This is a genomic window from Erythrobacter sp., from assembly GCF_035194505.1.
GTDB lineage: Bacteria > Pseudomonadota > Alphaproteobacteria > Sphingomonadales > Sphingomonadaceae > Erythrobacter.
Window position 1 is genome coordinate 2,183,825 of record NZ_CP136573.1, and the last position, 25,757, is coordinate 2,209,581.

25 protein-coding genes are annotated in these 25,757 nt (G+C 66.7%); 8 read left to right on the forward strand and 17 right to left on the reverse strand.

From position 1 onward, the window contains the following. Nucleotides 1-3 precede the first annotated feature (3 nt). Nucleotides 4-1,248, reverse strand: a complete 1,245-nt coding sequence (locus tag RSE14_RS10835; RefSeq protein WP_324073556.1) for a polyhydroxyalkanoate depolymerase — start codon at nucleotides 1,246-1,248, stop codon at nucleotides 4-6. A 181-nt stretch (nucleotides 1,249-1,429) separates the two neighbouring features. Here RSE14_RS10835 and RSE14_RS10840 point away from each other — a divergent pair, with 181 nt between their 5' ends. The 4 genes from RSE14_RS10840 to RSE14_RS10855 all read left to right on the forward strand — a co-directional run bounded on the left by RSE14_RS10840 (nucleotide 1,430) and on the right by RSE14_RS10855 (nucleotide 7,030). Then, nucleotides 1,430-3,307, forward strand: a complete 1,878-nt coding sequence (locus RSE14_RS10840; protein WP_324073557.1) for an ABC transporter transmembrane domain-containing protein — start codon at nucleotides 1,430-1,432, stop codon at nucleotides 3,305-3,307. 161 nt (nucleotides 3,308-3,468) lie between these two features. After that, nucleotides 3,469-5,637, forward strand: a complete 2,169-nt coding sequence (locus RSE14_RS10845) for a M13 family metallopeptidase (RefSeq protein WP_324073558.1) — start codon at nucleotides 3,469-3,471, stop codon at nucleotides 5,635-5,637. A gap of 245 nt (nucleotides 5,638-5,882) precedes the next feature. After that, a complete protein-coding gene (locus tag RSE14_RS10850; RefSeq protein ID WP_324073559.1) occupies nucleotides 5,883-6,686 on the forward strand; it encodes an undecaprenyl-diphosphate phosphatase in 804 nt (267 codons plus the stop codon). A gap of 98 nt (nucleotides 6,687-6,784) precedes the next feature. Then, nucleotides 6,785-7,030, forward strand: a complete 246-nt coding sequence (locus RSE14_RS10855; RefSeq protein WP_324073561.1) for a hypothetical protein — start codon at nucleotides 6,785-6,787, stop codon at nucleotides 7,028-7,030. Here RSE14_RS10855 and phhA read toward each other — a convergent pair. Further along, a complete protein-coding gene (phhA, locus tag RSE14_RS10860) occupies nucleotides 7,027-7,968 on the reverse strand; it encodes a phenylalanine 4-monooxygenase (RefSeq protein ID WP_324073562.1) in 942 nt (313 codons plus the stop codon). The two genes, RSE14_RS10855 and phhA, sit on opposite strands and share 4 nt — an antisense overlap. A 56-nt stretch (nucleotides 7,969-8,024) precedes the next feature. Here phhA and ppk2 point away from each other — a divergent pair, with 56 nt between their 5' ends. After that, nucleotides 8,025-8,801, forward strand: a complete 777-nt coding sequence (ppk2, locus tag RSE14_RS10865) for a polyphosphate kinase 2 (protein ID WP_324073564.1) — start codon at nucleotides 8,025-8,027, stop codon at nucleotides 8,799-8,801. Here ppk2 and RSE14_RS10870 read toward each other — a convergent pair. The 6 genes from RSE14_RS10870 to RSE14_RS10895 form a co-directional block, all read right to left on the reverse strand. Continuing rightward, nucleotides 8,798-9,649 carry an HTD2 family dehydratase gene (locus RSE14_RS10870; RefSeq protein ID WP_324073566.1) on the reverse strand — a complete coding sequence of 284 codons (852 nt, stop codon included), beginning with the start codon at nucleotides 9,647-9,649 and terminating at the stop codon, nucleotides 8,798-8,800. The genes ppk2 and RSE14_RS10870 overlap by 4 nt on opposite strands. Next, nucleotides 9,646-10,872 (reverse strand): acetyl-CoA C-acetyltransferase, encoded by a 1,227-nt coding sequence (locus RSE14_RS10875; RefSeq protein WP_324073568.1) that lies wholly within the window; start codon nucleotides 10,870-10,872, stop codon nucleotides 9,646-9,648. The genes RSE14_RS10870 and RSE14_RS10875 overlap by 4 nt, the downstream gene beginning before the upstream one ends. A gap of 94 nt (nucleotides 10,873-10,966) precedes the next feature. Further along, on the reverse strand, nucleotides 10,967-12,190 hold the full coding sequence (locus RSE14_RS10880) for a CoA transferase (protein WP_324073571.1): 1,224 nt from the start codon (nucleotides 12,188-12,190) through the stop codon (nucleotides 10,967-10,969). Nucleotides 12,191-12,324: 134 nt separating this feature from the next. Further along, nucleotides 12,325-13,524 carry an acyl-CoA dehydrogenase family protein gene (locus RSE14_RS10885; RefSeq protein WP_324073573.1) on the reverse strand — a complete coding sequence of 400 codons (1,200 nt, stop codon included), beginning with the start codon at nucleotides 13,522-13,524 and terminating at the stop codon, nucleotides 12,325-12,327. Between the two features lie 71 nt (nucleotides 13,525-13,595). Further along, nucleotides 13,596-13,838, reverse strand: a complete 243-nt coding sequence (locus tag RSE14_RS10890) for a hypothetical protein (protein WP_324073575.1) — start codon at nucleotides 13,836-13,838, stop codon at nucleotides 13,596-13,598. Nucleotides 13,839-13,840: 2 nt separating this feature from the next. Beyond that, nucleotides 13,841-14,128, reverse strand: coding sequence for a hypothetical protein (locus RSE14_RS10895; RefSeq protein WP_324073577.1), 288 nt, complete (start codon nucleotides 14,126-14,128; stop codon nucleotides 13,841-13,843). A 142-nt stretch (nucleotides 14,129-14,270) separates the two neighbouring features. Between RSE14_RS10895 and RSE14_RS10900 the strand changes: the two genes are divergently transcribed. Beyond that, entirely contained in the window at nucleotides 14,271-15,239 is a 969-nt protein-coding gene (locus RSE14_RS10900; RefSeq protein ID WP_324073579.1) for a right-handed parallel beta-helix repeat-containing protein, read from the forward strand. Here the strand turns inward: RSE14_RS10900 and RSE14_RS10905 are convergent. The 3 genes from RSE14_RS10905 to RSE14_RS10915 are packed head-to-tail and all read right to left on the reverse strand — an operon-like array spanning nucleotide 15,236 to nucleotide 17,600. Next, nucleotides 15,236-15,748: a GNAT family N-acetyltransferase gene (locus RSE14_RS10905; RefSeq protein ID WP_324073581.1), complete on the reverse strand. Its 513-nt coding sequence runs from the start codon at nucleotides 15,746-15,748 to the stop codon at nucleotides 15,236-15,238. The two genes, RSE14_RS10900 and RSE14_RS10905, sit on opposite strands and share 4 nt — an antisense overlap. Then, a complete protein-coding gene (gene ribA / locus RSE14_RS10910) occupies nucleotides 15,745-16,773 on the reverse strand; it encodes a GTP cyclohydrolase II (protein WP_324073583.1) in 1,029 nt (342 codons plus the stop codon). The genes RSE14_RS10905 and ribA overlap by 4 nt, the downstream gene beginning before the upstream one ends. 38 nt (nucleotides 16,774-16,811) lie before the next feature. Then, a complete protein-coding gene (locus tag RSE14_RS10915) occupies nucleotides 16,812-17,600 on the reverse strand; it encodes an exodeoxyribonuclease III (protein ID WP_324073585.1) in 789 nt (262 codons plus the stop codon). 96 nt (nucleotides 17,601-17,696) lie between these two features. On the opposite strand from RSE14_RS10915, the gene RSE14_RS10920 reads away from it, so the two are divergent. Next, the gene (locus RSE14_RS10920) at nucleotides 17,697-19,094 is read left to right on the forward strand and encodes an alkaline phosphatase (protein ID WP_324073587.1); all 1,398 of its coding nucleotides are present in this window, start codon (nucleotides 17,697-17,699) and stop codon (nucleotides 19,092-19,094) included. A gap of 396 nt (nucleotides 19,095-19,490) precedes the next feature. Here RSE14_RS10920 and RSE14_RS10925 read toward each other — a convergent pair whose 3' ends face one another. The 5 genes from RSE14_RS10925 to pabB form a co-directional block, all read right to left on the reverse strand. Continuing rightward, nucleotides 19,491-20,162, reverse strand: coding sequence for a LolA family protein (locus RSE14_RS10925; RefSeq protein ID WP_324073589.1), 672 nt, complete (start codon nucleotides 20,160-20,162; stop codon nucleotides 19,491-19,493). 81 nt (nucleotides 20,163-20,243) lie between these two features. Next, nucleotides 20,244-20,411 carry a 50S ribosomal protein L33 gene (gene rpmG, locus RSE14_RS10930; RefSeq protein WP_324073591.1) on the reverse strand — a complete coding sequence of 56 codons (168 nt, stop codon included), beginning with the start codon at nucleotides 20,409-20,411 and terminating at the stop codon, nucleotides 20,244-20,246. Between the two features lie 140 nt (nucleotides 20,412-20,551). Then, nucleotides 20,552-20,983: an alternative ribosome rescue aminoacyl-tRNA hydrolase ArfB gene (gene arfB / locus RSE14_RS10935; RefSeq protein ID WP_324073593.1), complete on the reverse strand. Its 432-nt coding sequence runs from the start codon at nucleotides 20,981-20,983 to the stop codon at nucleotides 20,552-20,554. Continuing rightward, nucleotides 20,976-21,635: an RluA family pseudouridine synthase gene (locus RSE14_RS10940; protein ID WP_324073596.1), complete on the reverse strand. Its 660-nt coding sequence runs from the start codon at nucleotides 21,633-21,635 to the stop codon at nucleotides 20,976-20,978. The genes arfB and RSE14_RS10940 overlap by 8 nt, the downstream gene beginning before the upstream one ends. Continuing rightward, a complete protein-coding gene (pabB, locus tag RSE14_RS10945) occupies nucleotides 21,632-23,446 on the reverse strand; it encodes an aminodeoxychorismate synthase component I (protein WP_324073598.1) in 1,815 nt (604 codons plus the stop codon). Before pabB ends, RSE14_RS10940 begins: the two co-directional genes overlap by 4 nt. Before the next feature lie 113 nt (nucleotides 23,447-23,559). Here pabB and RSE14_RS10950 point away from each other — a divergent pair, with 113 nt between their 5' ends. Further along, a complete protein-coding gene (locus tag RSE14_RS10950) occupies nucleotides 23,560-25,098 on the forward strand; it encodes a helicase HerA-like domain-containing protein (RefSeq protein WP_324073600.1) in 1,539 nt (512 codons plus the stop codon). A 156-nt stretch (nucleotides 25,099-25,254) separates the two neighbouring features. Here RSE14_RS10950 and RSE14_RS10955 read toward each other — a convergent pair whose 3' ends face one another. Beyond that, nucleotides 25,255-25,641 carry a VOC family protein gene (locus RSE14_RS10955; RefSeq protein ID WP_324073602.1) on the reverse strand — a complete coding sequence of 129 codons (387 nt, stop codon included), beginning with the start codon at nucleotides 25,639-25,641 and terminating at the stop codon, nucleotides 25,255-25,257. Nucleotides 25,642-25,757 lie beyond the last annotated feature (116 nt).

Sequence of the window (25,757 nt, forward strand, 5' to 3'; positions counted from 1 at the left end):
GCCTTAGCCGGCGTTCGCGGCGATCCATTCCTCCACCACCGGGGCGACCTTGGTGCGCCAGCGGCTGCCGTTGAAGATGCCGTAGTGGCCTGCGCCTTCGGCCATGTAGTAGCGCTTCTTGTCCTCGGCGAGGTTCGGGGTCAGCTTGAGCGCCGCCTTGGTCTGGCCGAGGCCTGAGATATCGTCGCGCTCGCCTTCGATCGCCAGCAGCGCGGTGTCGGTGATCGCGGTCAGGTCGACCACCTCGCCCTTGTGGCGGAACTCGCCCTTGGGGATCGAGTGCTTCTGGAACACCTCTTCCACGGTCTGGAGATAGAACTCCGCCGTCATGTCGCACACCGCGCGATATTCGTCGTAGAAGGTCTTGGTCGCCTGCGCGCTCGCATCATCGCCCACGGTGAGGTGTTTGAACATCTCGTAGTGGCTCATCATGTGGCTCGAAAGGTTCATGCTCATGAAGGCCGAAAGCTGCATGAAGCCGGGATAGACGCGGCGACCGGCACCGGCATATTTCATCGGCACCGTGGCGATCACGGATTGGCGGAACCAGGCGATCGGACGCTGCATCGCCATGTTGTTGACGACCGTCGGGCATTCACGCGTGTCGATCGGGCCGCCCATCATGGTGAGGGTGGCGGGCGTCGCGGGCGACTTGTGAAGGTTCATCAGCGCGGTCGCGGCAAAGGCGGGCACGCTCGGCTGGCACACAGCCATCATGTGGATGCGCTGGCCGCCGGCTTCCGCATGAATGTGCTCTGCGAAGTCCATCAGGTAGTCGATGTAATCGTCGAGATCGAACTTCCCCGCGCTCGCCGGCACCATCTTGGCATCGGCCCAGTCGGTGATGAACACCTCCGCGCTTTCGAGCATCCGCTCCACCGTACCGCGCAGCAGCGTGGCGTAGTGGCCGCTCATCGGAGCGACGATCAGCAGGCGGGGGCGGTCAGCCGGAGTGCCTTCCACGCGGAAGCGCAGGAGATCGCCGAAGGGGCGCTTCATCACCACGCTCTGGGTGACGGCATGGGGCTTGCCGTCGATCTCGACGCTGTCGATGCCGAATTCGGGCTTGCCATAATGCGCGGTTGCGTGAGCGAAGACATCGAGCGCGCTGGCGGCGAGCGGACCCATGCCCATGCCGAAGGCGCTCAGCGGATTGGCGGGGTTGGACAGCATGTTGGCGCTTATCGAAGCGAGCGCGCTGGCGCTGTTCATCCAGCTGCGCTGCAGCTCGTAGGCATGGTAAAGCATCAACAAGACCTCGAAGCGACGAACATGTCCGGCGCCTCATCCCGCGGGCACCTTGAGGCGACAGATGCGCCTTTGCGCTACGTTGTGCAATGCACAATATTGCGCGGCACACACGCGGCGGAGCGTTCTGTTGCTTTTTGCACGTGAAATTCGTGCGCACCGTGGCTAATGCGGCGCAACCATGCACGGCGACACCCCAGAAAACACGCGCCCGGCGGGCGATGGCCCCGAACCGGTGAACGAACCGGCAGGCGCTTTGGCCGACACTCCGGACGTGAGCGAAAGCGAGGCTGACGCCGCGCCCAAGTCGCGTAGCCTTGCGCCCTTGCGCATGGTGTTCGGCACGGCGCTGCAATACCCGCGCGAGATAGCCTTTGCCCTGCTGGCGCTGGTGATCACCTCGGCGGCGACGCTGGCGATCCCTTACCGGTTCAAGGTCATCATCGACGAGGCTTTCGGCGGGTCCGCCACCGCCGATGATATCGCCCATGCCTTCCAGTACCTGCTGATGATCGTGCTGATCCTCGGCTTCGGCACCGCGCTCAGGTTCTATTTCGTCAGCTGGCTGGGCGAGCGCGTGGTGGCCGACATCCGCCTGAAGGTGCAGGAGAACCTGCTGCGCCTCTCGCCCGGGTTCTACGAGGTCAACAGCCCCAAGGAAATCTCCAGCCGGATGACCAGCGACACCGCGATCATCGAGAATGTGGTGGGCACCACGGTCTCGGTGGCGCTGCGCAATTCGCTGACCGCGCTCGGCGGCATCGGGCTGCTGATCTTTCTCGCGCCCTCGCTGACGCTGGGGCTGCTGATCGGCATTCCGATCGTGATTGCCCCGATCGTGTTTTTCGGCCGCAAGATCCGCGCAGTCTCGCGCTCCAGCCAGGACCGGATCGCGGACGTGGGCGCCTATGTCACCGAAGTGCTCTCGGCGATGAAGATCGTACAGAGCTTCGGGCAGGAGACGCGCGAGGGCGAGCGGTTTGCAGGCGTGGTCGAGGAGACCTTCGCCATCGCCCGGCGGCGCATCATCCTGCGCGCGGCGATGACGTCGGTGGTGATCGTGCTTGTGTTCGGTGCGATCACGCTGGCGATGTGGCGCGGCGCGCTGGCCGTTAACGAGGGCACGATTACCCCGGGCGACATGGGCTTCTTCGTCTTTACCGGCGTGCTGGTGGCAGGCGCGCTGGGCGCATTGACGGAAGTCTATGGCGATTTGCTTCGCGGTGCAGGCGCGGCGAGCCGACTGGCCGAGCTGCTCGAAGCCAGGCCCGAGATTGCGCCCCCGGCTCGGCCCGAACGCCTGCCCGAGCCCGCGCGCGGCAGCCTGTCCTTCCGCAATGTCACCTTCCGCTATCCGGCGCGGCCTGAAACCGCCGCGCTCAAGGACTTCACGCTGGAGATCGAGCCGGGCGAGACCATCGCGATTGTCGGCCCGTCGGGGGCAGGCAAATCGACGATCTTCCAGCTGGTCGAGCGGTTCTATGATCCGCAGGCCGGCACCATCCGTCTCGACGGCGTGCCGCTGACCAGCGCCGATCCGGCCGATATCCGCGCCCGTCTGGCGCTGGTGCCACAGGACGGAGTGCTGTTCAGCGCCAATGCCCGCGACAATCTGCGCTACGGCCAGTGGAACGCCAGCGACGAGGATATCTGGCAGGCCGCCCGCGCCGCCAATGCCGAGAGCTTCCTGCGCGCCCTGCCGCAGGGTCTCGACACCTATCTGGGCGAGGGCGGGACGCAGCTGTCCGGCGGCCAGCAACAGCGCGTCGCGATTGCCCGCGCGCTGCTGCGCGATGCGCCGATCCTGCTGCTCGACGAGGCGACCAGCGCCTTGGATGCCGAGAGCGAGCAGCTTGTCCAGCAGGCGCTCGAAGGCCTGATGCAGAACCGCACGACGCTGGTGATCGCCCACCGCCTTGCCACGGTGCGCGCGGCTGACCGGATCGTGGTGCTCGATGAAGGCCGGATCGTCGAACAGGGCACGCATGAGGTGCTGAGCAAGGCGGGCGGTCTCTATGCGCGGCTGGCGCGCCTCCAGTTCGCTGCCGACGCGGCGTAGTTTCTGGGTTCGCATGCGCGAACCGCAGACCTCCCGCCCCGCCTCCCTGCGCCCCTAATCGACGAACCGCACCCACGCTCGACGAAGCGCAACCTTTCGTGGGACGAGGCGTTAGGAGTGCTGCTCGCAGATTTCTGCACCAGCTCTCGGGGACACACCACATGATCCACAAGACCGCCTTGATCGGCGCCAGCCTGTTCGCGCTTGCGCTGGCTGCGCCTGCCTTCGCCAATGACGACGCCCATGATCACGCTGCCGAGACGCAGCTGGCCCAAGGTGAGCCTGCCGCTTCGTCCCTGCCGACCATGAGCTTTGGCAGCTGGGGCTTCGATCCCGCTCTGCTGGCCGCCGATGTGAAGCCGGGGGACGATTTCAACGCCTATGCCAACCAGCGCTGGATCGATGCCAACCCGCTGCCGCCCGAATTCAGCCGCATCGGCGCCTTCGTGCTGCTCGGCGAAAAGAGCACCTATGACGTCAAGGCGCTGATGGACGAGCTGGCTGCAAAGGACGCCGCCACCCTCTCTGCCGACGAGCGTCGCATCCTCGACGCTTACAGTGCCTATCTCGATACCGCGGCCATCGAGGCTGCGGGCCTTGCCCCGGCCAAGCCCTATCTCGACCGGATCATGGCCGCGAAGAGCCTCGATGATCTCGCCATGCTGTGGGCCGAGCCCGGCTATGCCAGCCCGATCGGCGGCGGCGTGGGGATCGACGCCAAGCAGCCCGATCGCCACATCGCCAGCGTCGGCTTCGGCGGGCTCGGCCTGCCCGACCGCGATTACTATCTCGACACCTCGGAAAAGGGCGTCGCGATCCAGAACAAGTACAAGTCCTATCTCGCCTTCCTGCTGGGCGAAGCGGGCTATGCAGATCCCGAGGCGCAGGCCGCGGAAATCTATGCCTTCGAGGACAAGGTCGCCCGCACCGTGGCGTGGGACCGCGCCGTGCGCCGCAACCGTGATCTCACCTACAACTTGCTCACCGCAGAGGAACTGGCTGCGATCAGCGGCAAGGTGCCGGTCACCGCGATGCTGGAGAAGATCGGGATTGCCGGCAGCCCCGGCTTCGTCGTCAGCCTGATGCCGCCCACGGCCGAGGAAGTGGCTGCGCTCAAGCTCGATGCCGCCACCCTCGCCAAGATCGGCACCGGCGTGCCGGGCATGCTCGCGCTGCTGGGTGAAACCCCGGTGGAAACGCTGAAGGCGTGGATGGTCAAGGAAATGCTCTCGTCCAACGCGGCGGTGCTGCCCAAGCGGTTCGACGATGCGAGCTTCGAATTCTTCGGCAAGACCCTGCGCGGCACCCCCGAACAGCGCCCGCGCTGGAAGCGTGCCATCGGCGAGTCCGAAGGCCTCTTGGGCGAGCTCATCGGCAAGGCCTATGTCGCGCGCTACTTCCCGCCCGAAAACAAGGTGGCGATGGACGAGCTGGTCGCGAACCTGCGCGTAGCTCTGGGCCAGTCGATCGACGAGATCACCTGGATGGGCGCCGAGACCAAGACCCAGGCCCATGCCAAGCTCGCCAGCTTCGATCCCAAGATCGGCTATCGCCCGAACCTCGAGACCTATGAAGGCCTCGAAGTCATCGCCGGCAACCCGATTGTCAACCGCATGGCGGCGGCCAAGTGGGGTCAGGCCGACAATGTCGCCAAGCTTGGCCAGCCGATCGACCGCACCGAATGGGGCATGCTGCCGCAGACGGTGAACGCCTATTACAACTCGGTGAAGAACGAGATCGTCTTCCCGGCGGGGATCCTCCAGCAGCCGTTCTTCGCGCTGACCAACGACATCGCGGTCAATTATGGCGCGATTGGCGGCGTGATCGGCCATGAAATGGGCCACGGCTTCGACGATCAGGGCTCCAAGTCCGACGCCAGCGGCGCGCTGCGCAACTGGTGGACTGAAGCCGACCGTGCGGCCTTTGACGGGCTCGGCAATGCGCTGGTGGCGCAGTATAATGCCTTCTGCCCGCTTGATGAAGGCAAGACCTGCGTCAATGGCCGCCTGACACTGGGCGAGAATATCGGCGACGTCGGCGGGCTTTCGATGGCCTACCGCGCCTACAAGCTTGCCACCAAGGGCAAGGACGTGCCGGTGATCGACGGCCTCACCGGTGATCAGCGCTTCTTCCTCGCCTGGGCGCAGGTATGGCGTTCGACCCAGCGCGAGGAGAACTACCGCAACCGCCTGCGTACCGACAGCCACAGCCCCGAGGAATACCGGGTCAACGGCGTCGTGCGGAACCTCGACGAATGGTACAAGGCCTTCAACGTGCAGCCGGGCGACAAGCTCTACCTGCCGCCGGAAAAGCGCGTGCGCATCTGGTAAGGGAGCCTTTGATTGCGGGGCCGCCTCCGCGGCCCCGTCCTCGGTGAGTCCTTGTTGGCCTACCGCTTCGCTGCTTGAGGCCGGGTTTCTCCCGCTACGCTCCGGGCACCTGCGGCTCGCGCGCGTGCGCTCGCGGCCCGTCCTGTGGCGGGGCCGGGCGGCACATCTCTCGGAAGACCCGCTCCCCTGCCGGAGCGGGCCTTTTGGTTTGACTTGGCCGCCTCACTCGTCAAAGCCCTGCGCCCATGACCGATACCTTAGCCGCGATCCTGCTCGGCATCCTTGAAGGGCTGACCGAATTCCTGCCCGTGTCCTCGACCGGGCACCTGATCCTTGCCACCGAACTGCTCGGGTTCAATCAGGATGACTGGGAGGTATTCAACATCGCCATCCAGCCCGCCGCGATCCTCGCGATCGTGGTGCTTTACTGGCGCACCTTCTGGGATGTGGCAAAAGGCCTGCTGGGCTTCGAGAAGGGCGCGCTGTCCTTCGTGGGCAACCTGCTGGTCGCCTTCTTCCCGGCGGTGCTGCTGGGCCTCGCGTTCGGCGATGTCATTCAGGCGATGCTCGGCAATGCGGTGCTGGTGTGCTGGTCGTTGATCATCGGCGGCTTTGCGATTCTGGCCATCGAACGCTGGGCCAATCCGCCGGCCGAAGGCCCGGGGGTTGCCGGGGTGCCGCTGCGCACTGCGGTTCTGATCGGCCTGGTGCAGTGCCTTGCGATGATCCCCGGGGTCAGCCGCTCGGGCGCGACGATCCTCGGCGCGATGGCCTTCGGGGTCGACCGCAAGACCGCCGCCGAATTCAGCTTCTTCCTCGCCGTGCCGACCTTGAGCGGGGCGACGGTCTACCAGATGGCCAAGCACGCAACCGCGCTCACCACCCGCGATTTCGAGCTGATCGCGATTGGCTCGGTGGTCGGCTTCGTGACCGCGCTGGTGGTGGTCAAGCTGTTCGTCGCGGTGGTGACCCGCATCGGCTTTGCACCCTTTGCCTGGTACCGCATCATTGTCGGCGGCGCGGCGCTGGCGTGGCTCTCGCTGCGATAAGCGTCGCCCGCGCGGAACCACCTGCCTCCACGCTGGTTTGGGAGTCGGACCGGCCGCAGCCGGCAAAGCTGGAGTTGCAGGAAATAATGGCGTTACTGGTGCTGATTGTGTTGGGGGCAACCATGGGCTGGATGGCCTCGATCCTCGCGCGCAGCGAGGCACCGGGGACGATTCTGCGCCAGATCGCCCTTGGCGTTGCCGTGTCGGTGGTGGCCGGTGAAATCGCCAACGACGGCACGATGATCGGCAGCCTGTCCTTCCTCAGTCTCGGCGTGGCGCTGGCGGCCACGGGCGCCGCGCTGGTGCTCTACAATGCCGTCGCCCGCCGCCGGGTCAGGGCCTAGACCGGCACCGCTCCGCTGCCCCGGCCGCCGCGCAGATGATATTCCTGCGTGCCCCGGTGCAGCACATTGTCGACATCGATCACCGCCGAATTGGCATAGGTGAAGCCCGCCGGAAGGCTGCGATAGAGCCGGTCAAAATCGCGCTCCACCGTCTGGCGGTAGAGATCTGCAAAGCTCTCGATCACGAAATATGTCGGCTGCAGATCGCTGATCACGTAATCGGTGCGCATCACGCGGTCGACATTGAGCATGATGCGGTTGGGGCTCTCCGCCTCCACCGCAAAGCGCGCCTCGGTGGGGCCTGACAGGATCCCGGCGCCATAGGCCCGCACGTCTCCCGGGGCCTCCTCGATCAGCCCGAATTCCACCGTGTACCAGTAGAGCGCGCCGAGCGCCTTCAGCCGGTTATACCGCATCGCCTTCCACCCGGCGCGGCCATATTCCTGCATGTAATCGGCATAGACCGGATCGGTCAGCATCGGCACGTGGCCGAACACATCGTGGAAGACGTCGGGCTCCTGGATATAGTCGAAGGTCTCGCGCGTGCGGATGAAATTGCCCGCCGGAAAGCGGCGGTTGGCAAGGTGCCAGAAGAACACGTGATCGGGGATCAGCATCGGCACCGGCACCACGCTCCATCCGGTGAGGCTGCCCAGTTCTTCCGACAGCTTGCCGAATTCGGGGATGCCCCCGCGCGACAGATCGAGCTTCTCCAGCCCCGCCATGAAGGCCGAGCACGCGCGCCCCGGGAGCACCTCCATCTGGCGCGCGAAGAGATCGTCCCATACGCGGTGATCATCGGCGCTGTAATTGGTCTGCGCGGGCTCGAGCCAATCCTCGCCGACATGCGCGGGGCGCGCGAGCGGCGCGGTGAAGACATCTGCGGCCATGTCTGGCAAGGTGGCAAAGTCGGGCTGGGGGTCTGCAAGTGTCGCCATGTCGTTGCAGATGATACTATCTCCCGCAGGCTGCGGCAACCGAAGGGGAGGCAATCATGGGAATGAAGCGCGAAGCCTATGAAGAGGCGCTAAAGCCGCTGACGCTCGAACTGGTCAGCTTGGCGCGCTGGGTCAAGGCAACGGACGCGCGGGTGGTGGTGCTGTTCGAGGGACGCGACACGGCGGGCAAGGGGGGAGCGATCGGCGCGGTGCGCGAGGCGCTGAACCCGCGCCAGTGCCGCACCGTGGCCCTGTTCAAGCCGACCGAGGCGGAGATGGGGCAATGGTATTTCCAGCGCTACATCGCCCACTTGCCGACCGCCGGCGAGATCGTGCTGTTCGACCGCTCATGGTACAACCGTGCAGGCGTCGAAAAGGTGATGGGCTATGCCGACGAGGCGCAGGTGAAGGCCTTCCTCAAGGCCGTTCCCGCCTTCGAGAAGCTGCTGGTGGATGATGGCATCCTGCTGTTCAAATACTGGCTCGCCGCCGACCAGACCGAGCAGGAAGAGCGCCTGCGCGAGCGGCTGGAGGACCCGCTGAAGCGCTGGAAGCTTTCCCCCATCGATCTCGCCGCACGGGCAAAATATGATGACTACACCAAGGCGCGCGAGGCGATGCTGGAGGCGACCCACACCAAGCACGCGCCGTGGACGCTGGTCGATTTCAATGATCAGCGGCGCGGGCGGTTGACGCTGTTGCGCGATCTCCTGAGCCGCATCCCCGATACCCACGCCGAGCCCGAGGCGATCGACTTCCCCGATCTGGGCCGGGAGCCGGTGAAGGAAAGGTTCGGGGTGCTGAAGCCGATCCCCGATTTTCCGATCGATTAAAGCCCCGCGCTCGCCTGCGTCACCTGCCTGCCATCATCGGCGAAGGCGGCGAGGTCATATCCCTTCTCGCCCTTCTTCATCACCAGATGCAGCGGTTCGTCCGCGATGGCGGGGGAAAGGCCGCGGAAGGCAAAAGAGCGCAACCGGTTCTCGCCCAACTCCTGCGCCGCCAGTTGCAGCAGCAGGCTCGCCGTGAGCGGGCCGTGGACCACCAGCCCGCGATAGCGCTCGACATCGCGGGCATAGGGCGCGTCGTAATGGATGCGGTGGGTGTTGAAGGTCAGCGCCGAATAGCGGAACAGCAGCCGCGCATCGGGAGTGATGGTGCGGGTCGCCTCCCAGCCTGCGGGATCGAAGCGACCCTCGCCCCGCGGCGGCGGGCTGAGCGGGGCGTCGGGCGCGGCGGCATCGCGGTAGACCAGCGTCTGTGTCTCGATCACCGAGGGTGTGCCATTGGCGGTGGTGGTGTGTTCGACGTCGACGAAAGCGAGCCGGCCCGAACCGCCCTCCTTCTCGCTCACCGAAGCAACCTTGCTGCGGCGCTCGATCACGGCCCCGATGGCGATCGGGGCGACGAACTGCATTCTCGATGAGGCCCACATCCGGCGCGGCATGGGAAAGGGCGGCAGGAAGCTCTGCGGCGAGGTGTCTCGCTGAGGGTGGCCGTCCTCGCCGAGGCTAGCCGAGGGTGCTTGCGGGGTGCACAGCGCCAGATGCACGCCCTGCGGCATGATCCGTGACGGAGGGGGCGGCAGATCGAAGGTGGCGAGCCAGCGGGCCGCGAGCGCTTCGTCCAGCCGGTCTGCGGCGCGGGCTTCGCGCCCGATCCACGCGGTGAAATCGGTCATGCGGCCCGCTCGAACACCGCCGCGATGCCCTGACCACCACCGATGCACATGGTCTCGAGCCCGTAGCGCACACCGCGCCGGTGCATCTCGTGCGCCATGTCGGCAAGGATGCGCCCGCCGGTTGCGCCGATGGGGTGGCCGAGGCTGATGCCCGATCCGTTGACGTTGAGGATCTCGCGGCGGCTATCGTCTGCCGACCAGCCCCAGCCCTTGAGCACCGCGAGCACCTGCGGGGCGAAGGCTTCGTTGAGTTCGACCATGCCGATATCGTCCCACGAATATCCGCGCCGTTCGAACAGGCGCTCCACGGCGGGCACCGGGCCGATGCCCATGCGCGAGGGATCGCAGCCCGCCGCCGCCCAGCCGCCGAACCACAGCATGGGCTCAAGGCCCAGTTCCTCGAGCTTGTCCTCCGCCACCACCAGACAAGCCGCCGCCGCGTCGTTCTGCTGGCTGGCATTGCCCGCTGTGACGATGGCTGCTGGATCGCGCTTCAGATCGATCGGCGAGAGTTTGCCCAGCGTCTCCATCGAGGCATCCGTGCGATAGCCCTCGTCATGATCGAAGATCACCGGATCGCCCTTCCGCTGCGGGATCGCGACGGGGACGAGCTGCTCGGCAAAGCGGTTCTCGGCCCAGGCCTTTGCCGCGTTCTGGTGCGAGCGCACCGCGAAGGCGTCGGCGTCTTCGCGAGAAATGTCGTAATCCTTGGCGAGGTTCTCGGCGGTCTCGATCATGCCGGTGATGACCCCGAAGCGCTCGACCGGCTGGCTCATCACGCGCCCGCGCGAAAGGCGGTCATGCAGCACCATGTCGCCCATCCGCACGCCCCCGCGCGCGGCGAGGGTGTAATGTTCGACGTTCGACATGGACTCGACGCCGCCTGCCACGACGACATCGGCCATCCCGGTCTCGACCATCATCGCCGCCGTCGCCACCGCCTGCACGCCCGAGCCGCAGCGGCGATCAAGCTGGAAGCCGGGGACTTCGATGGGCAGGCCCGCCGCCAGCCAGCTCCAGTGGCCGATCGCTGGCGCTTCGCCATTGCCGTAGCCTTGGGAGAACACCACGTCGTCCACCCGCGCCGGGTCGATGCCCGAACGCTCCATCAGCGCCTTCAGGATCACCGCGCCCAATTGGCCCGCGTTCATGCTGGAAAGCCCGCCGAGGAACTTGCCCACCGGGGTGCGCAAGGGGGTGCAGATGGCGGCGCGTCTGGTCATTCTCTCAATCCTTCAAAACCTCCGTTCGCCTCGAGCGTAGTCGAGAGGCCTCGCGCAGGTGTCTCGACTGCGCTCGACACGAACGGATGTGGTGTCACTTGTCGCTCAACGCCACAGTCCCCGCGTCGACCAGCTTGCCGATCGCGCCGGATGACAGGCCCAGCTTCTCGGCCAGCACTTCCTCGGAATGTTCGCCGAGATAGGGTGCGGGCGCGGGATCGCCGGCCTCGCGACCGGGCAGGTTCGCGAAAGAGCGGGTGGCGGGGTAGTCAAAGCCCGAAGGGTTGGCGGGCGCGGGGCCGAACAGCGGGTTGTTCGCCACCAGCTGCGCGTCATTCGCCGCCTCGTAGGCGGTGCGATAGCGCTCGAAAGTGCAGGCCTCGGCCGCCATGCGCGCTTCGAGGGCGGCATAGTCCATCGTCTCGGCGGCGCGCTGGAACAGATCGAACAGCGCGGCGCGGTGATTGAAGCGCGGGGTATCCCCATCGGCAAAGCGCACGCCATGCTCGGCTTCCAGCGCGGCGATGCCCGCTTCGACGCCGAAAGCCTTGACCAGCCCGCCCCACTGCTTGGGCGTGAGCGCGGCAACCATGAAGCGCACCCCGTCCTTCGCCCTGAAGTCGCGCCCGAAAGCGCCCCAGATCGCGTTGCCGAGCCGCTCGCGGTCGCCGCCGCGATAGAGCACTTCGGCCATCAGCCCCGCGTTCGCCATCGTCCCGATCGCGACGTCTCCCAAGGGCAGGCGCACCTCGCTGCCCTCGCCCGCGCGAGTGCGGTGGTGGAGCGCAGCGAGCATGGCGAAGGCGCCATAGGCTCCGGTGATGAAGTCCCACGCGGGCAGCACCTGATTGACGGGCGGCGCGGTAGCCGCGTCCCAGTCCTCCGGCCCCGTCATCAGCGGATAGCCAGCAGCAGCGTTGACAGTGAAGTCCATCGCCTGCCGCCCGTCATGCCAGCCCATGACACGCAGGCTGATCATGTCCGCGCGCCTGGCGGCCATCGCGGCATGGCTAAGGAAGCTCTGCTCCGGAAGGTTGGTGATGCACTGGCCCACCGCGCTCGCCAGCTCGACCAGCAGCTCGCGCCCCTCGCCCGATTGCAGATCGAGCGCGACCGATTTCTTGGCGCGGTTCAAGTTCTCCCACGAGAGCGAGCGGCCCTCGCGCGTCAGCATGTAGCGGTTGTAATCGAGCCCGCCCGCCTTGTGATCGACGCGGATCACCTCGGCCCCCATCTGCGCGCAATAGAGCCCTGCGGTGGGCGATGCGACGAAGCTGGAGACTTCGACGATGCTCAGGTCATTGAGGAGGTTGTACATCTAATTGGAAACCTATCGTGCTTGCCGCAGGAACCGGCTCGCTTGCGGGCCGCAAGCGCGAACGCGCGCCCGCAGCGACGCGACCTTCAGGTCGCATGAGCGAGGATTTCGCGCGCCGGAGGGCGTGCGGAAAATCAAGAATCCCTCCACTCACGCAGCATGTGCTTGGCGATCTGGAGCTGGAGGATCTGCGTCGTGCCTTCGTAGATGCGGTAGATGCGCGCATCGCGGAAGAAGCGTTCGGCGTCATATTCGGCCAGATATCCGGCACCGCCGTAGATCTGCACCACGCGGTCCACCACGCGGCCGCACATCTCGCTGGCGAAGACCTTGAAGGCGGCGGCCTTGACGAGGATGTTCTCCCCCGCATCGGCGCGGGCGGTGACGTCCTTCATCATCGCTTCGGCAGCATAGATCTCGATCTCGCTGTCGGCGAGCATCTGCTGGATCAGCTGGAAGTTGGCGATGGGTTCGCCAAAGGCTTTGCGCTCGTTGGCATAGCGCAGCGCGGAATCGAGCGCGCGGCGGGCATAGCCGGTCGCCGCTGCGCCCACCGAAATGCGCCCGTTGTCGAGGCTCTTCATCGCGAAGACAAAGCCCTTGCCGGTCTCCCCGCCAAGCAGCGCATCGCCCGGCACGCGCACATCGTCGAGCATGATGTCGGAGATGTGGCTGCCTGACTGGCCCATCTTCTTGTCCGGCGATCCGCGCGAGACGCCTGCGCTGTCCATCGGCACGAGGAAAGCGGAGACGTGCGCGTTCTTGGGCAGCGCCTCCTTGCTGGTGCGCGCCATGATCAGCGCGACATCGGCGTGGGGGGCGTTGGTGATGTAACGCTTGGTGCCGTTGAGGATCCAGCCATTGCCGTCCGGATCGGGCACGGCGGTGGTCGCAAGGCCCGCGCTGTCGCTGCCCGAACCCGGCTCGGTGAGGCCGAAGCAGGCGATGCGCCCCTCGGCGATCTTAGGATACCATTCGGCCTTCTGGGCCTCGGTCGCGCCGTTCTTGAGCGCGCTCGCGAACATGCCGACATTGATCGAGAAGATCGAGCGATAGGCGGGAGCGGCATAGGCCATGATGTTCACGACGCGGGCATATTGCGTCATGTTGAGCCCCGCGCCGCCATATTCCTCGGGCACGGAGAGGCCGAACAGGCCCATCTCGCGCATTTCCGCGATGATATCCTCGGGGATGCGATCATCGGCGATCACCTGCGCTTCGGCAGGGATCAGGCGTTCGCGGACGTAGCGGGTGAGCTGCTCGGCGAACTGCTCGAAACTGTCCTCGTCCATTCCCGGGTTACGGCTCGCGGCAATCGCGGATGCGGCGTTCATGTGTGTGGTGTCCTTGGCGGGTGCAACCCTGCCGGCACGGCGGGCCGCTGGTCGTTAGGGGGTCGGTCGGTTCACTGGCCGGACGGGGCGGGCGTGTCGCCTGTCATTTCGGCAGCAGGCGCAGGCGGTGGGCCGGCTTCGGGCGGAAGCGCTTCGGGCGGCAGGCTGCGCTTGTCGAGCATCTCGGCTGCCTCGTCCAATGCCTTGGCCTCGCCCTCGCTTACCCCGCCCGGTGCTTCAGCGCCGCCATCGCTGCAAGCGGCCAGCAGAACGCTGGCGGCAAGCATCACCAGGACGGGCGCGGCGCGGCGCAAGCTTACTGTCCGGCGGTTTCGGCAGCCGCGGCTGCCTCTGCGGCGACATCGGCGGCGGCATCGGCCGCATCCGAGGCGGTGGCGGACGGCGTCTCTTCGGCACCCGGCGCATCGGTGGCGGTCGCATCGGCATCGGCCGCGGGCGTCTCGTTCACCGGAGCCAGCGCTTCATCGGCGGGCATTTCGACCGTGTCGGCGCTCGCCTCGGTCGATGCGTCATCGGCGCTGCCGCAAGCGGCCAGCAACAGCATCGCAGGGATAGCCAGAGCCAGGGGGGCAATCTTTGTCATCGCAAACTCTCTCCTCGGGCGGGTGTTCGAACCGCTCCCTGCAAGCCATAACCAAGCCGATGGGGCAACGCCAAGTGTCAAATGGGCACACCTCCTCCACAAGCGGTGGTGAGGCATGGCGGGCGCGGGTATGATTGCAGCCATGATGAACAAGCGCCTGACTTCCGCCGCCGCCCTTGGCCTCATTGCGGCCACCGCCCTGCCTTCGGCCAGCCTCGTCGCCCAGCCTGCCGCGCCTGCTGCGGCTGCCTTCACCGTCGTCGAAACCGGGCGGGAGTATTCGAGCCTGCAGGACGCGATCGACGCGGTCGGCAACAGCCGCGCCACGATCCGCATCGCGCCCGGCACCTACCGCGAATGTGCGGTGCAGGAGCAGGGGGTGATCGTTTACGAGGCCGCCGAACCCGGCAGTGCCACGCTGGCGGGCCGCGCCTGCGAGGGCAAAGCGGCGCTGGTGCTGCGCGGCACGGGGGCGGAGATTCGCGGGCTCGGCTTCACCGGCATCAATGTCGATGACGGCAATGGTGCCGGCATCCGGCTGGAGGCGGGCATGCTCAATGTCGCCTATGCGCGCTTCACCAACAGCCAGCAGGGCATCCTCACCGCCGCCGATCCTTCGATCCGCGTCTATATCCTCCGCTCGACCTTCTCGGGGCTGGGCACCTGCGAGAACGACGCGGGCTGCGCGCATTCGCTCTATATCGGCGACATCGCCTCGCTCACCGTGCGCGAGAGCCGGTTTGAGCGCGGCACCGGCGGCCATTACCTCAAGGCCCGCGCCGCCGAGGTCACCATCGAGAACAACAGCTTCGACGACGCGAACGGGCGCACCACCAATTACATGATCGATCTGCCCGCCGGATCGCGCGGCCGGATTGCCGACAACTGGTTCGTGCAGGGCCGCGACAAGGAGAACTACGCCGCCTTTATCGCGCTGGGGGCGGAGGACATCCTCCACCCCTCGGCGGGCCTCAGGATCGAGAGCAACGAAGCCCGCTTCGTCCCCGGCCTCAGCCGCCAGAGCGCCTTCCTCGCCGACTGGACCGGCGAGCGCGTGGTGATGCAGGGCAACCGGCTGGCGGGCGGGATCACGCAGTTCGAGAAGCGTTAGGCCTCGGGGGGATCAAAAGCGCGGACATAGCGCTGTTCGGTCGCGGGGATCGTTCCGTTCAAGCTCTTGACCTGAAACGCCCAGCCCAGCTCCCCGGCGAGCCACATTGGCGTGTTCTGTTCAAACCCGAAGCGCCCGTAGATCGCGGGATTGCCGAGCACCGTGATCCCCGCAGCGCCGCGCCCGCGCATGATCTCTTCGCCCGCGTCGATCAGCGCGCGACCAATCCCTCGCCCCTGATGGGCCGGATCGACCGCGACCGGCCCGAGCACCACCCAGCCTTGATCACCGTTCACCAGCAAGGCGGGCGAATAGGTGATCTGGCCGATGATCGCCCCGTCCTGTTCGGCCACCAACGATAGCAGCAGATCACCGTCGGCGCGCAGCCGGTCGACAACCTCCTGCTCGTCGCCGTCGGCATAGGGGCGGCCGATAAAGGCGCGCCGCACCATGTCGTGGATCGCCGCCTCGTCGCCGGGGCGTTCCTCGCGGAAGGTGACGGCGGTCACAACAGTAGATGCCCTGACCGATCGCGCTTGGTCGCCAGATAGCGGGCGTTGTGGGGGTTCTCCGGGAGCTGGTGCGGCACGCGCTCGCTGACCGTGATCCCCGCCGCCTCCAGCGCCGAGACCTTGGCCGGGTTGTTCGTCAGCAGGCGGATCGTGCCCGCCCCCAATAGCTCCAGCATCCGCGCCGCCACCGGGAAATCGCGCGCTTCATCGGGCAGGCCCAAGCGCTGGTTGGCCTCGACTGTATCGAACCCCTGATCCTGCAGGCGGTAGGCGCGCAACTTGTTGACGAGACCGATCCCGCGCCCCTCCTGCCGCATGTAGAGCAGCACGCCCCATCCGCCGCTGTCCCGCGCCTCGTGCGCCATGGCGTGGAGCGCGGCGTCGAGTTGCGGGCCGCAGTCGCATTTGAGGCTGCCGAGGATGTCGCCCGTCAGACACTCCGAATGGAGCCGCACCAGCGGCTGGCGGTCGCCTGACTGCGTGCCGATGATCAGCGCGACATGTTCGCGCAGGTCCGCCGCCGAGCGGAAGGCGACGATTTCGGCATCCTCGCAAGCCGAGACCGGCAGGCGCGCGCGGGTGACGATGCGCAAGGCGCCCGCGTCGGCATAGGCGGCGAGATCGCTCGCCGCGACCGGCACTGCCTCGCCCGCATCCACCGGATCGACCAGAAACGCGGGCAGGATCCCCGCGATCCGCGCCAGTTCGAGCGCGGCGGCAGCTGTCTCGGCCCATTCGAGGCTCACCGCCTTGAACGGGCCTTTGAGCGGATTGCCGAGATCGAGCGCGGGGTCGGCCACCGGCAGCGCATCGCGCAGGGTGAAGGCCTCGCCCCCTGCGATCAGGACGGGAGCGTGGGGAACAGCCGCCTCGCGCTGGTTGGCGAGCTTCAGCGTGGCGGCGCGCGCGGCGGAGATCAGCATCCGCTCAGCTTCCGCTCCTTGCGCAATCGCGGTCTCGACCGGGAGCAGAACCGGGCCGCCATCAAACGCCAGCGGCCAGCCGTGGCGCAGCGCATCCACCGCCTGCGCGGCGCGGCGTGACGGGGATGGCGGCTGCGTCAGAGGTCAAACTCCGTGATCAGCGGCACGTGATCCGACGGCTGCTCCCACGCGCGGGCATCCTCCAGCACGCGGTGCGCGCGGGACTGCTTCGCCACTGCGGGCGAGGCCCACATGTGATCGAGGCGGCGGCCCTTGTCGTTCTCCTGCCAGGCGGGATTGCGATAGCTCCACCACGAATAGTAGCGCTGCGGCGCGGGGATGTACTGGCGGCCGAGATCGACCCAGCCGTGGGCGTCCTGAAAACGGCCCAGCGTTTCGACCTCGATCGGCGTATGGCTGACGACCTTCAGAAGCTGCTTGTGGCTCCACACATCGCTTTCGAGCGGGGCGATGTTGAAATCGCCGACGATCAGCGTGGGACGATCAAGCGTGTCGGCCCAGCGCGTCATCCGCCCGAGGAAATCGAGCTTCTGGCCGAACTTTGTGTTCACTTCGCGGTCCGGCACATCGCCGCCGGCGGGGACATAGACATTCTCGACCAGCAGATCGCGGCCCAGCACCTCGACCCCGATATGCCGCGCCTCGCCATTGTCCTGCCAGTCGTGGCGGGTCACTTCGCGGATCGGCACGCGGCTCACCGTGGCGACCCCGTGATAGCCCTTCTGCCCGCTCACCGCCTGATGGGTGTAGCCCAGGCTGGCAAGCGCCTCGGCCGGGAAGAGGTGGCTCTCGCACTTGATTTCCTGCAGGCACAGGATGTCGGGCGCGGCCTCGGTGAGCAGTTTTTCGATGAGGCCCACGCGCAGGCGCGCCGAGTTGATGTTCCAGGTGGCAACAGACAGCATGGAGGCGGACTTAGTTGGCTGCGCACCACAATTCCAGCTTTCACTTTCATGTCGCTTTGGGCCGCGATAGGGCTGGGCCGTTCCCGGAGACCCGTCATGACCCGCACCCTGTTCGCCGCCCTGCTCCTCGCCAGCACCATCGCCACCCCCGCGTTCGCCAAGGAGCGGCGTCACGCGCCCCCACCCGAACCGAAGGCGAAGAACGTGATCCTGTTCATCGGCGACGGCATGGGCATCTCCACCATCACCGCCGCGCGCATCTATGCCGGGCAGAAGCAGGGTCAGACCGGCGAGGAATTCCAGCTCAGCTTTGAAAAGTTCCCCAATGCCGCGCTGGTCAAGACCTACAACACCAACGCGCAGGTGCCCGACAGCGCGGGCACCGCGACCGCGATCCACTCCGGACAGAAGACCCGCATCGGGGTGCTCGGCATCGGGCCGGCGGCGGAAAAAGGCGTGTGCAAGGATGCGCTGGCGAACCCGCTGCCGCTGCTGGGCGAAGAGGTGAAGACGCGCGGTCTTGCGCTCGGGATCGTCACCACCACCCGCATCACCCACGCCACGCCGGCGAGCGTCTATTCGCGCTCGGCTGACCGTGACTGGGAAAGCGACACCAACATCCCCGCCGACCAGCAGCACGGGTGCAAGGACATCGCGCTGCAACTGGCCGAAGCGCAGTTCGACGTCGCGCTCGGCGGGGGCACCGCGATGTTCTACGGCAAGGCAGGCGGCGGCAGGCGCGCCGATGCGGCGGCTGATCTTCCCGCTGCATGGGCCGCGAAGAATGGCGGGGTGGTGGTGAGGGACGCCGCCGGGCTCGCTGCCGCGCCGATGAACAAGCCGGTGCTCGGCCTGTTCAACCCCAGCCACATGACCTTCATGGCAGAGCGCAAGCCGGACTCGTCCGAACCGACCCTTACGGACATGACCGCTGCTGCGATCGCGCGGCTGAAGGCCGATCCTGACGGGTTCTACCTGATGGTCGAGGGCGGACGCATCGATCACGGCCACCATGCGGGGCAGGCGGGCTATGCGCTCGAAGAGGCGGTCGAACTCGCGCGGGCGGTGCAATATGCGGTCGAGAACACCGATCCCGCCGAGACGCTGATCATGGTCACCGCCGATCACAGCCATGTCTTCACGATCGCGGGCTATCCCAAGCGCGGGAACGACATTCTCGGGCTGGTGGTGCCGCCCAAGGGCAACGGTGAGGATGGCGGCGATGGGGTCTCGCCGCTGCTGGCCGCCGACGGCAAGCCCTATACCACATTGGGCTATGCCAATGGTCCGGGCGCGGTGAGCGGCGAGCGCCCCATGCCGCAGACCGGCATCGCCGCGCGCCAGCAGGCGCTGGTGCCGACCGGCATCGAAACCCACGGCGGCGAGGATGTCGCCCTGTTCGCCACCGGCCCCGGCGCCGAGCGTGCCCACGGCGTGATCGAGCAGAACGTGATCTACTCGATCATCCGCAAGGCGCTGGGCTGGGACAAGTAACGCCGCGGGACGCGGAGGAGCGCTGATCGGCGGGCGAAGCCTCGCCTCACGGCGCGATGCGGCCAGGTGGTTTAGGCGTCGCCGAAAAGTGCTTCGACCGAGAACCGGAGCGCACTTCATGTGCGTGAGCACCGGAAGCGCAGGGCGGAGCGCTTTGCAGGCCCGCATAAACCGCCCGGACAACAAAAAACCCTCGACCCGGGGGCGATGGGTCGAGGGTTCCATTGAGCGTTCGTCACGCTATGTGCAAGGCGGGCTTCTTGCGAAGGGTGGGCAACAGGGGGGAAACCGCCCTTCAGCCGCCTTGTTGAGAATGATTAGCTGCTTCTCCCTTTCAGCGACATGAACGGCGCAAGAATTCTGTCGCTTTCATACAACCGTTCGGCGCGGAGCCGTTCATCCCGGTCGACGGGCCGTGCGGCGCGGGTCTTTGAAGGTGAAGGTGCTGTCGGCCACCGGCACGCCGTAGCGCTGGTTCGACAGCTGCACGCGGGTGCGGTGATTCTGCGCATCGAGCGCGACCCACTGGGCCAGCTGCCAGCCACCGGGCGCGGCCGCCTTGCGCACGAAGATGAGGTTGATCATCCCGAATTCGGGCTTCTTGGGATCGCGCACTTCGACGCTGATGACGTCCTTGTTGCTGGTCGGGATCAGCTTGCCGTAGCGCTTCACGTCGCGCTGCGGATCGAACAGCGCGCCCAGCGGCGAATTGCCGATCGGCCAGCGTTCGACCTGCGCAACCTCGTAATCGACCACGAACAGCGACTTGCCGTTGGAGATGACGAGGAGGTCCGAATCCTTGCCATAGTCGAAGCGGATCTTGCCCGGCCGCTTCAGCGTCATCACGCCCGCCGCGACATTGCCCGCGCGGTCGGTCTGGGTGAAATCGGCGCGCATGGTCGAAATGCCCCGCAGCGCGGCCACCACGGCATCGAGATCGCTGGCCGATTGCGCGGCGAGCGGTGCAGGGGCGAGACTGGCGGGAAGCGCCGGCACAAGGCCGAGCGCGAGGGTGCCGGCGCCAAGGCCGAGCATCAGGGTGCGGGCGGTGTCGGAAAATCTGGTCATGCCGACGCGACTAGGGGCGGAGGCTTGAACTGTCGATGAATTATCGCGCCCACCCGCCGGGCAGGCGCGAGAGAGCCGATCTTACTTGATCTTGGCTTCCTTGAATTCGACATGCTTGCGCGCCACGGGATCATACTTCCGGAAGCTCATCTTCTCGGTGATGTTGCGCGGGTTCTTCTTGGTCACGTAGAAGAAGCCGGTGCCTTCGCTCGAGACGAGGCGGATCTTCACGGTGCTGGGCTTCGCCATGGCGGTTTCCTGTCAAATCGATTGGCCCGCCAGACTGGCTGATCCGGGCGTCAAAAAAGCAAACGCGGCGCGCCCGGAAGGCCCGGCACACCGCACACGGCGGCGCCATTCGCCGATTCACGGGGAAAAGTCAAGGCGGCTTACCAGTCTCCGGCGCGGGGCTTGCTGCGATTGGCCTTCACCGTTCCGCGCACTTTCTTGACCTTCAGCCGCTCGGTCTTGCCGACGCGGTTGAGGCGGGTCTTGGCGCGTTTCTTGGGTTCGGTCTCGGCGTCTTCGAGCAGCGCGGCGAGCTTGGCGCGGGCGTCCTGGCGGTTGGCTTCCTGCGTCCGGTGCGCCTTGGAGGTGATGATCAGATCGCCGTTCCCGGCCAGTTTCGCGCCCGCCAGCGCCCGCAGCCGCGCGAACACCAGCGGAGCGAGCCTCAGGGCGTAGATATTGACGCGCAGCTCGACTTCGGTGGCGACCTTGTTGGCATTCTGTCCGCCCGGGCCGGAGCCTGCGAGAAAGCTCTCGCTCGCCAGCCTGAGCGCGCGGCTCACCAGCGGCTCGGGCGCGTCCGGTTCATCCATCGCGCGCGCCGAGCGCCGCGAAATCGGCGGGGAGGGGTGCGCGGGCCTCGATCGGGGTCTTGCCCGCACGCGTGACAGTGAGGCTCTCGGCATGGAGCATGGTGCGCCGCGCGCCTGCGACAGCGCCTGCGCCATAGACCGGATCGCCCAGCAACGGGGCGCCGAGGCCCTTCAACGCATGGACGCGCAGCTGGTGGGTGCGGCCGGTTTCGGGGCGGAAGCGGATCAGGCTGTGCGGCCCCAGCTGCTCGACCAGTTCCCAGTGCGAGACGGCGGGCTTGCCCTTCTTGGCCGCGATCATCCGCCAGCCTTTCTCGGCCGAGCTGATCTTCGCCAGCGACAATTCGATCGTGCCGCTGGTGCCCGGCGGGCGTCCGGCAAGGATCGCGAGATAGGTCTTGCCCACCAGGCGGTCCTCAAAGGCGCGGTTGAAGCGGGCGAGCGCCTTGGGATTGCGGGCGAGCAGCAGGCAGCCGCTCGTGTCCGTATCCAGCCGGTGCACCGCCACGGGCGGGCGCTGGAAGCCGAGTTTCAGCGCTTCGAGATGGTTTGCGAGACTCGCCCCGCCCTTGCGCGGCGGATCGACCGGGAGCCCGGCGGGCTTGTCGATCACCAGCGCCTCGCCGTCTTCGTAGAGGATGGGGAGGGTCATATCAGCTGTGCCTTCATCAGCCCGCGCAGGGCGTTGCCGATCCGGAAGCCGTTCGCCAGATCATCGAGTGTCAATTCCGCCTCGCGCGCGCGTCCGCTCGCGATCAGCTCCTCGCGCAGCACACCGGGCAGCAGGCCGAGGGTAACAGGCGGGGTCAGCAACACGCCGTCCGGCCCGTCTACAAAGACGCTGGTCCAGCTGCCCTCGGTCACCAACCCATCGGCGCGCACCAGCACGGCTTCGCTAGCGCCATAGCTGCGGGCGGCGGCAAGGGCGTCATCGTAGAAGCCGCGGTCGGAGGTCTTGTGCGCCAGTCGCCAGTCGCTGGGGTCGAGCGGATTGGGGAGGGCTGCGACCTTCGCCGGCTCCTCCAGCATCGGCGGCACCGGCGCGGTCTCCAGCGCGCTCGCCCCGCTGCGCGAGACCAGCAGGCGCACGCGGGCAGGCGCGTCGAGTTCGAAACACAGGGCCTGGATCTGGTTCCTCAGGGCATGGCGATCAAAGGCAAAGCCGAGCACTTCGGCGCTCGCCTTCATCCGCGCGAGATGGCGTTCGAGTAGGGCGATACCGCTGTCCGGCTCGAAGCGCATGGTCTCGATCAGATCGCACTGCGCAGCGGTGAGCCTCGGTGCAGCGCGGCGCAGGAAGCCCGCCTTGACCTCGCATTCGCGCCGTTCGGCCATCGCATCGCTGTCCGCGACAATCGCCGAGCCGATGCCGAGCACGGCAGAGCCCTGGCCGTTTTCGATGGGCGTGAGGCGCAGGGTGCGGATGGCGACGTTGAAGGCGGCGTTTCCGTCTGCGTCGATCCGGCCAATCGCCCCGCAGTAAGGCCCGCGCGCATCGCGCTCCACCTCGGCCAGCAGTTCCATCGCGCGGATCTTGGGTGCGCCGGTGATCGAGCCGCAGGGGAACAGCGCCCGCACCAGATCCATCGCGCTCTTGCCGGGGCTGAGGCGCGCACGCACGGTCGAGACCATCTGGTGCACCGTCGGATAGCTCTCGACCGCGAAGGGCGCATCGACATGGACGCTCCCCGCCTCGGCCACGCGCGACAGATCATTTCGCATCAGATCGACGATCATGAGGTTCTCGGCGCGGTCCTTCACCGAGGAGGCAAGCTCCTCCACCGCCGCGCGGTCCGCTGCCGGATCGGCGGCACGGGGGCGGGTGCCCTTCATCGGCTTGACCTTCGCCTCGGCGCCATTGAGGGCGACGAACAGCTCGGGCGAGAAGCTCAACAGCCAGTGCGATCCGTCGAAAATCAGTCCGCCATATCCCGCGCGGCTCCCATCGCGCAGGGCGGCGTAGAGCCCGACCGGATCGCCGCGGAACGAGCCGGCGAGCGGGTAGGTGAGGTTCGCCTGATAGATGTCGCCGGCGCGGATCGCTTCGTTGAGGGTGGCAAAGGCCTCGGCATAGCCGCCGGGGGAGAGCTGCGGCTCCATCGGGCCGATCGTGCCGGTGCCCTCGGCCCGATCGGCGAGCCAGACTGGGACATCGGCGGCGGCAATCCGGCGCGGGGCATCGAACAGCCCGAGCCATACGAGCGGACCGGCCGCACCAGAGCGCGCGGCGGCTTGGGCTGCCAGCTTCGGCTCGAGCGCGAGGCCTGCCTCATAGGCGAGATAGCCCGCCAGCGCCCCGCCCTCGTCCACCCGCGCCGCCTCTGCCGCGGCGAGCACGGCTTCGACCTCGTCCGGACGGTGAGCGACGAACAGCGCGCGCGGGGCTTCGTACAGCAGCGCGTCGGCAGCGCCTTCTCCCGCGCGGGCATCATCAAGCAGAACAAATGGCGGCGGCTGACCCATCGCGTGTCCTCTTAGCCCAATTCCGGGCCAAGTCGAGAACTTGACCGAAGCCCCCGCCCCCTGCACATCACGGCGAGCTCAAGCGATTAAGGCATAAGGCAAAGGGACGGGTAATGACGGACACGGCAAGCGACATCTTTCTCGGCCTTGGCGCGGATGGATCGCGCCAGGCGCTGGCGCTGAGCCGCTCGAACCGCCACGGGCTGATCGCCGGGGCGACCGGCACCGGCAAGACGGTGACCTTGCAGGGCATTGCCGAAAGCTTCTCCGCCGCCGGGGTGCCGGTGTTCCTCGCCGATGTGAAGGGCGATCTGTCGGGCATCGCCATGCCGGGCTCGCCCACCTTCAAGCACGCCGACAAGCTTGAATCGCGGGCGAAGGAACTGGGCATCGCCGACTATGCCTATGCCGACAACCCGGTGATTTTCTGGGACCTTTACGGCGAGCAGGGCCACCCGATCCGCACCACGGTGTCGGAGATGGGCCCGCTGCTGCTGTCGCGCCTGCTCGATCTCAACGAGATGCAGGAAGGCGTGCTGCAGATTATCTTCCGCTATGCCGACGAGAACGGGCTGCTGCTGCTCGACTTCGCCGATCTCGCCGCGCTGCTGGCATGGGCGAACGAGAATGCGGCGACGCTTTCGGGCACCTATGGCAATGTCACCAAGCCCTCGGTCGGCTCGATCCAGCGCCAGCTGCTGAGCTTTGAGGCGCAGGGCGCGGACCATTTCTTCGGCGAGCCTGCGCTGGAGATCGGCGACTTTCTCAAGGTGGACGAGAAGGGGCGCGGCTATGTGAATGTGCTGGCCGCCGACAAGCTGATGCGCAGCCCCAAGCTCTATGCCACCTTCCTCCTGTGGCTATTGTCCGAACTGTTTGAATCGCTTCCCGAAGTCGGCGATCCGGAAAAGCCCAAGCTGGTGTTCTTCTTCGACGAGGCGCACCTCTTGTTCGACGATGCGCCCAAGGCCTTGCAGGACACCATCGAACAGGTGGTGCGCCTGATCCGGTCCAAGGGCGTGGGGGTGTTCTTCGTCACCCAGAACCCGATCGATATCCCCGAGGAAGTCGCGGGCCAATTGGGCAACCGCGTCCAGCACGCCCTGCGCGCCTTCACCCCGCGCGATCAGCGCGCGATCAAGGCGGCGGCGGAGACCTTCCGCGTCAATCCCAGGCTCGATGTCGAGAGCGTGATCACCGAACTGAAGGTGGGCGAGGCGCTGGTCTCGACGCTCGACGAGGACGGTGCGCCGACGATTGTCGAGCGCACGCTGATCAAGCCGCCGCGTTCGCGCCTCGGGCCGGTGGAGCCCAAGGAGCGGGCGATCATCCAGTCGGTCAGTCCGGTGGAGGGCAAATACGACACCCGCGCCGACCGCGAGAGCGCTGCCGAAGTGCTGGCCGCCAAGGCCGCCGATGCCGCCGCCACCGCCGTGGAAGTGGCCGAAAAGGGCCGTGAGGAAGTGGGCAAGCGCGAGCGCAAAAGGCCTTCCATGTGGGAGAAGGCGGGCAAGAGCGCGATGACGGCAGCGGGCGGCTCGCTCGCCTCAATGGCGGTCGCTGCGGTGCTCGGCAAGAAGTCGAGCGCTGACCCGCTGCGCACCGGCGCAACCGCCTTTGTCAGGAACCTGCTGGGCGGGCTGATGCGCTGAAATCCCGCCGCAAAGGCCCCCGAACCCCCCAATGTTTCACGTGAAACATCGGGTATCGGGGTGCCATCTGGGGGTCATCTCGGGGTCAACTGGGGGTCAAACCGGGCCTGGATTGAGAAGAATCGCCCGGAATCGGCCAGAATCGCCCCGCCCGCCTCAAGATTCGGCCGGCTGCACCATGCAGAACACGTTGAGCTTGTTGCCGTCCGGATCGCGGAAATAGCCCGCATAAAAGCCGTCATCCCCGCGCGGGCCGGGCGCGCCTTCATCGCTGCCGCCGTGGGCCATGGCGATGTCATAGACCGCGTGGACATCATCGGGCGCCTTCACCTCGAGCGCGACCATCACGCCGTTGCCCACGGTCGCGGGCTGGCCGTCGAACGGCACCGTCGCCGCGATGCCGGGCGCGCCGCCCCATTCGCCCCAGGCGATGAAGGCTTCCGTATCCATCATCCGCCCCACGCCAAAATGCGTGGCAATCGCATCATAGAACGCCGCCGCGCGCGGCAGATCATTGGTGCCAAGGGTAACGTAGCCGATCATCTGTGTTCCTCCCTTACCGCGACTCGGTATGTAGGAACATTACAGGAACATAGAGGCGGTCACAAGCTATGATGGTGGCAAGCTATCGGCCCGCCAACGGACGGGCCGCGAGCGCA

What these genes read in the sequence shown, in the direction of transcription:
- RSE14_RS10870 (WP_324073566.1), bottom strand. Translation starts at nt 9,649, where the DNA reads ATGACCGATTTCACCGCGTGGATCGGGCGCGAAGCCCGCGCCGCAGAC.
- ppk2 (WP_324073564.1), top strand. Translation starts at nt 8,025, where the DNA reads ATGGGAATGAAGCGCGAAGCCTATGAAGAGGCGCTAAAGCCGCTGACG.
- RSE14_RS10915 (WP_324073585.1), bottom strand. Translation starts at nt 17,600, where the DNA reads ATGCTGTCTGTTGCCACCTGGAACATCAACTCGGCGCGCCTGCGCGTG.
- RSE14_RS10900 (WP_324073579.1), top strand. Translation starts at nt 14,271, where the DNA reads ATGATGAACAAGCGCCTGACTTCCGCCGCCGCCCTTGGCCTCATTGCG.
- phhA (WP_324073562.1), bottom strand. Translation starts at nt 7,968, where the DNA reads ATGGCGACACTTGCAGACCCCCAGCCCGACTTTGCCACCTTGCCAGAC.
- pabB (WP_324073598.1), bottom strand. Translation starts at nt 23,446, where the DNA reads ATGGGTCAGCCGCCGCCATTTGTTCTGCTTGATGATGCCCGCGCGGGA.
- RSE14_RS10880 (WP_324073571.1), bottom strand. Translation starts at nt 12,190, where the DNA reads ATGTACAACCTCCTCAATGACCTGAGCATCGTCGAAGTCTCCAGCTTC.
- RSE14_RS10875 (WP_324073568.1), bottom strand. Translation starts at nt 10,872, where the DNA reads ATGACCAGACGCGCCGCCATCTGCACCCCCTTGCGCACCCCGGTGGGC.
- RSE14_RS10955 (WP_324073602.1), bottom strand. Translation starts at nt 25,641, where the DNA reads ATGATCGGCTACGTTACCCTTGGCACCAATGATCTGCCGCGCGCGGCG.
- RSE14_RS10950 (WP_324073600.1), top strand. Translation starts at nt 23,560, where the DNA reads ATGACGGACACGGCAAGCGACATCTTTCTCGGCCTTGGCGCGGATGGA.
- RSE14_RS10840 (WP_324073557.1), top strand. Translation starts at nt 1,430, where the DNA reads ATGCACGGCGACACCCCAGAAAACACGCGCCCGGCGGGCGATGGCCCC.
- RSE14_RS10920 (WP_324073587.1), top strand. Translation starts at nt 17,697, where the DNA reads ATGACCCGCACCCTGTTCGCCGCCCTGCTCCTCGCCAGCACCATCGCC.
- arfB (WP_324073593.1), bottom strand. Translation starts at nt 20,983, where the DNA reads ATGGATGAACCGGACGCGCCCGAGCCGCTGGTGAGCCGCGCGCTCAGG.
- RSE14_RS10940 (WP_324073596.1), bottom strand. Translation starts at nt 21,635, where the DNA reads ATGACCCTCCCCATCCTCTACGAAGACGGCGAGGCGCTGGTGATCGAC.
- RSE14_RS10845 (WP_324073558.1), top strand. Translation starts at nt 3,469, where the DNA reads ATGATCCACAAGACCGCCTTGATCGGCGCCAGCCTGTTCGCGCTTGCG.
- RSE14_RS10925 (WP_324073589.1), bottom strand. Translation starts at nt 20,162, where the DNA reads ATGACCAGATTTTCCGACACCGCCCGCACCCTGATGCTCGGCCTTGGC.
- rpmG (WP_324073591.1), bottom strand. Translation starts at nt 20,411, where the DNA reads ATGGCGAAGCCCAGCACCGTGAAGATCCGCCTCGTCTCGAGCGAAGGC.
- RSE14_RS10885 (WP_324073573.1), bottom strand. Translation starts at nt 13,524, where the DNA reads ATGAACGCCGCATCCGCGATTGCCGCGAGCCGTAACCCGGGAATGGAC.
- RSE14_RS10850 (WP_324073559.1), top strand. Translation starts at nt 5,883, where the DNA reads ATGACCGATACCTTAGCCGCGATCCTGCTCGGCATCCTTGAAGGGCTG.
- RSE14_RS10895 (WP_324073577.1), bottom strand. Translation starts at nt 14,128, where the DNA reads ATGACAAAGATTGCCCCCCTGGCTCTGGCTATCCCTGCGATGCTGTTG.
- RSE14_RS10835 (WP_324073556.1), bottom strand. Translation starts at nt 1,248, where the DNA reads ATGCTTTACCATGCCTACGAGCTGCAGCGCAGCTGGATGAACAGCGCC.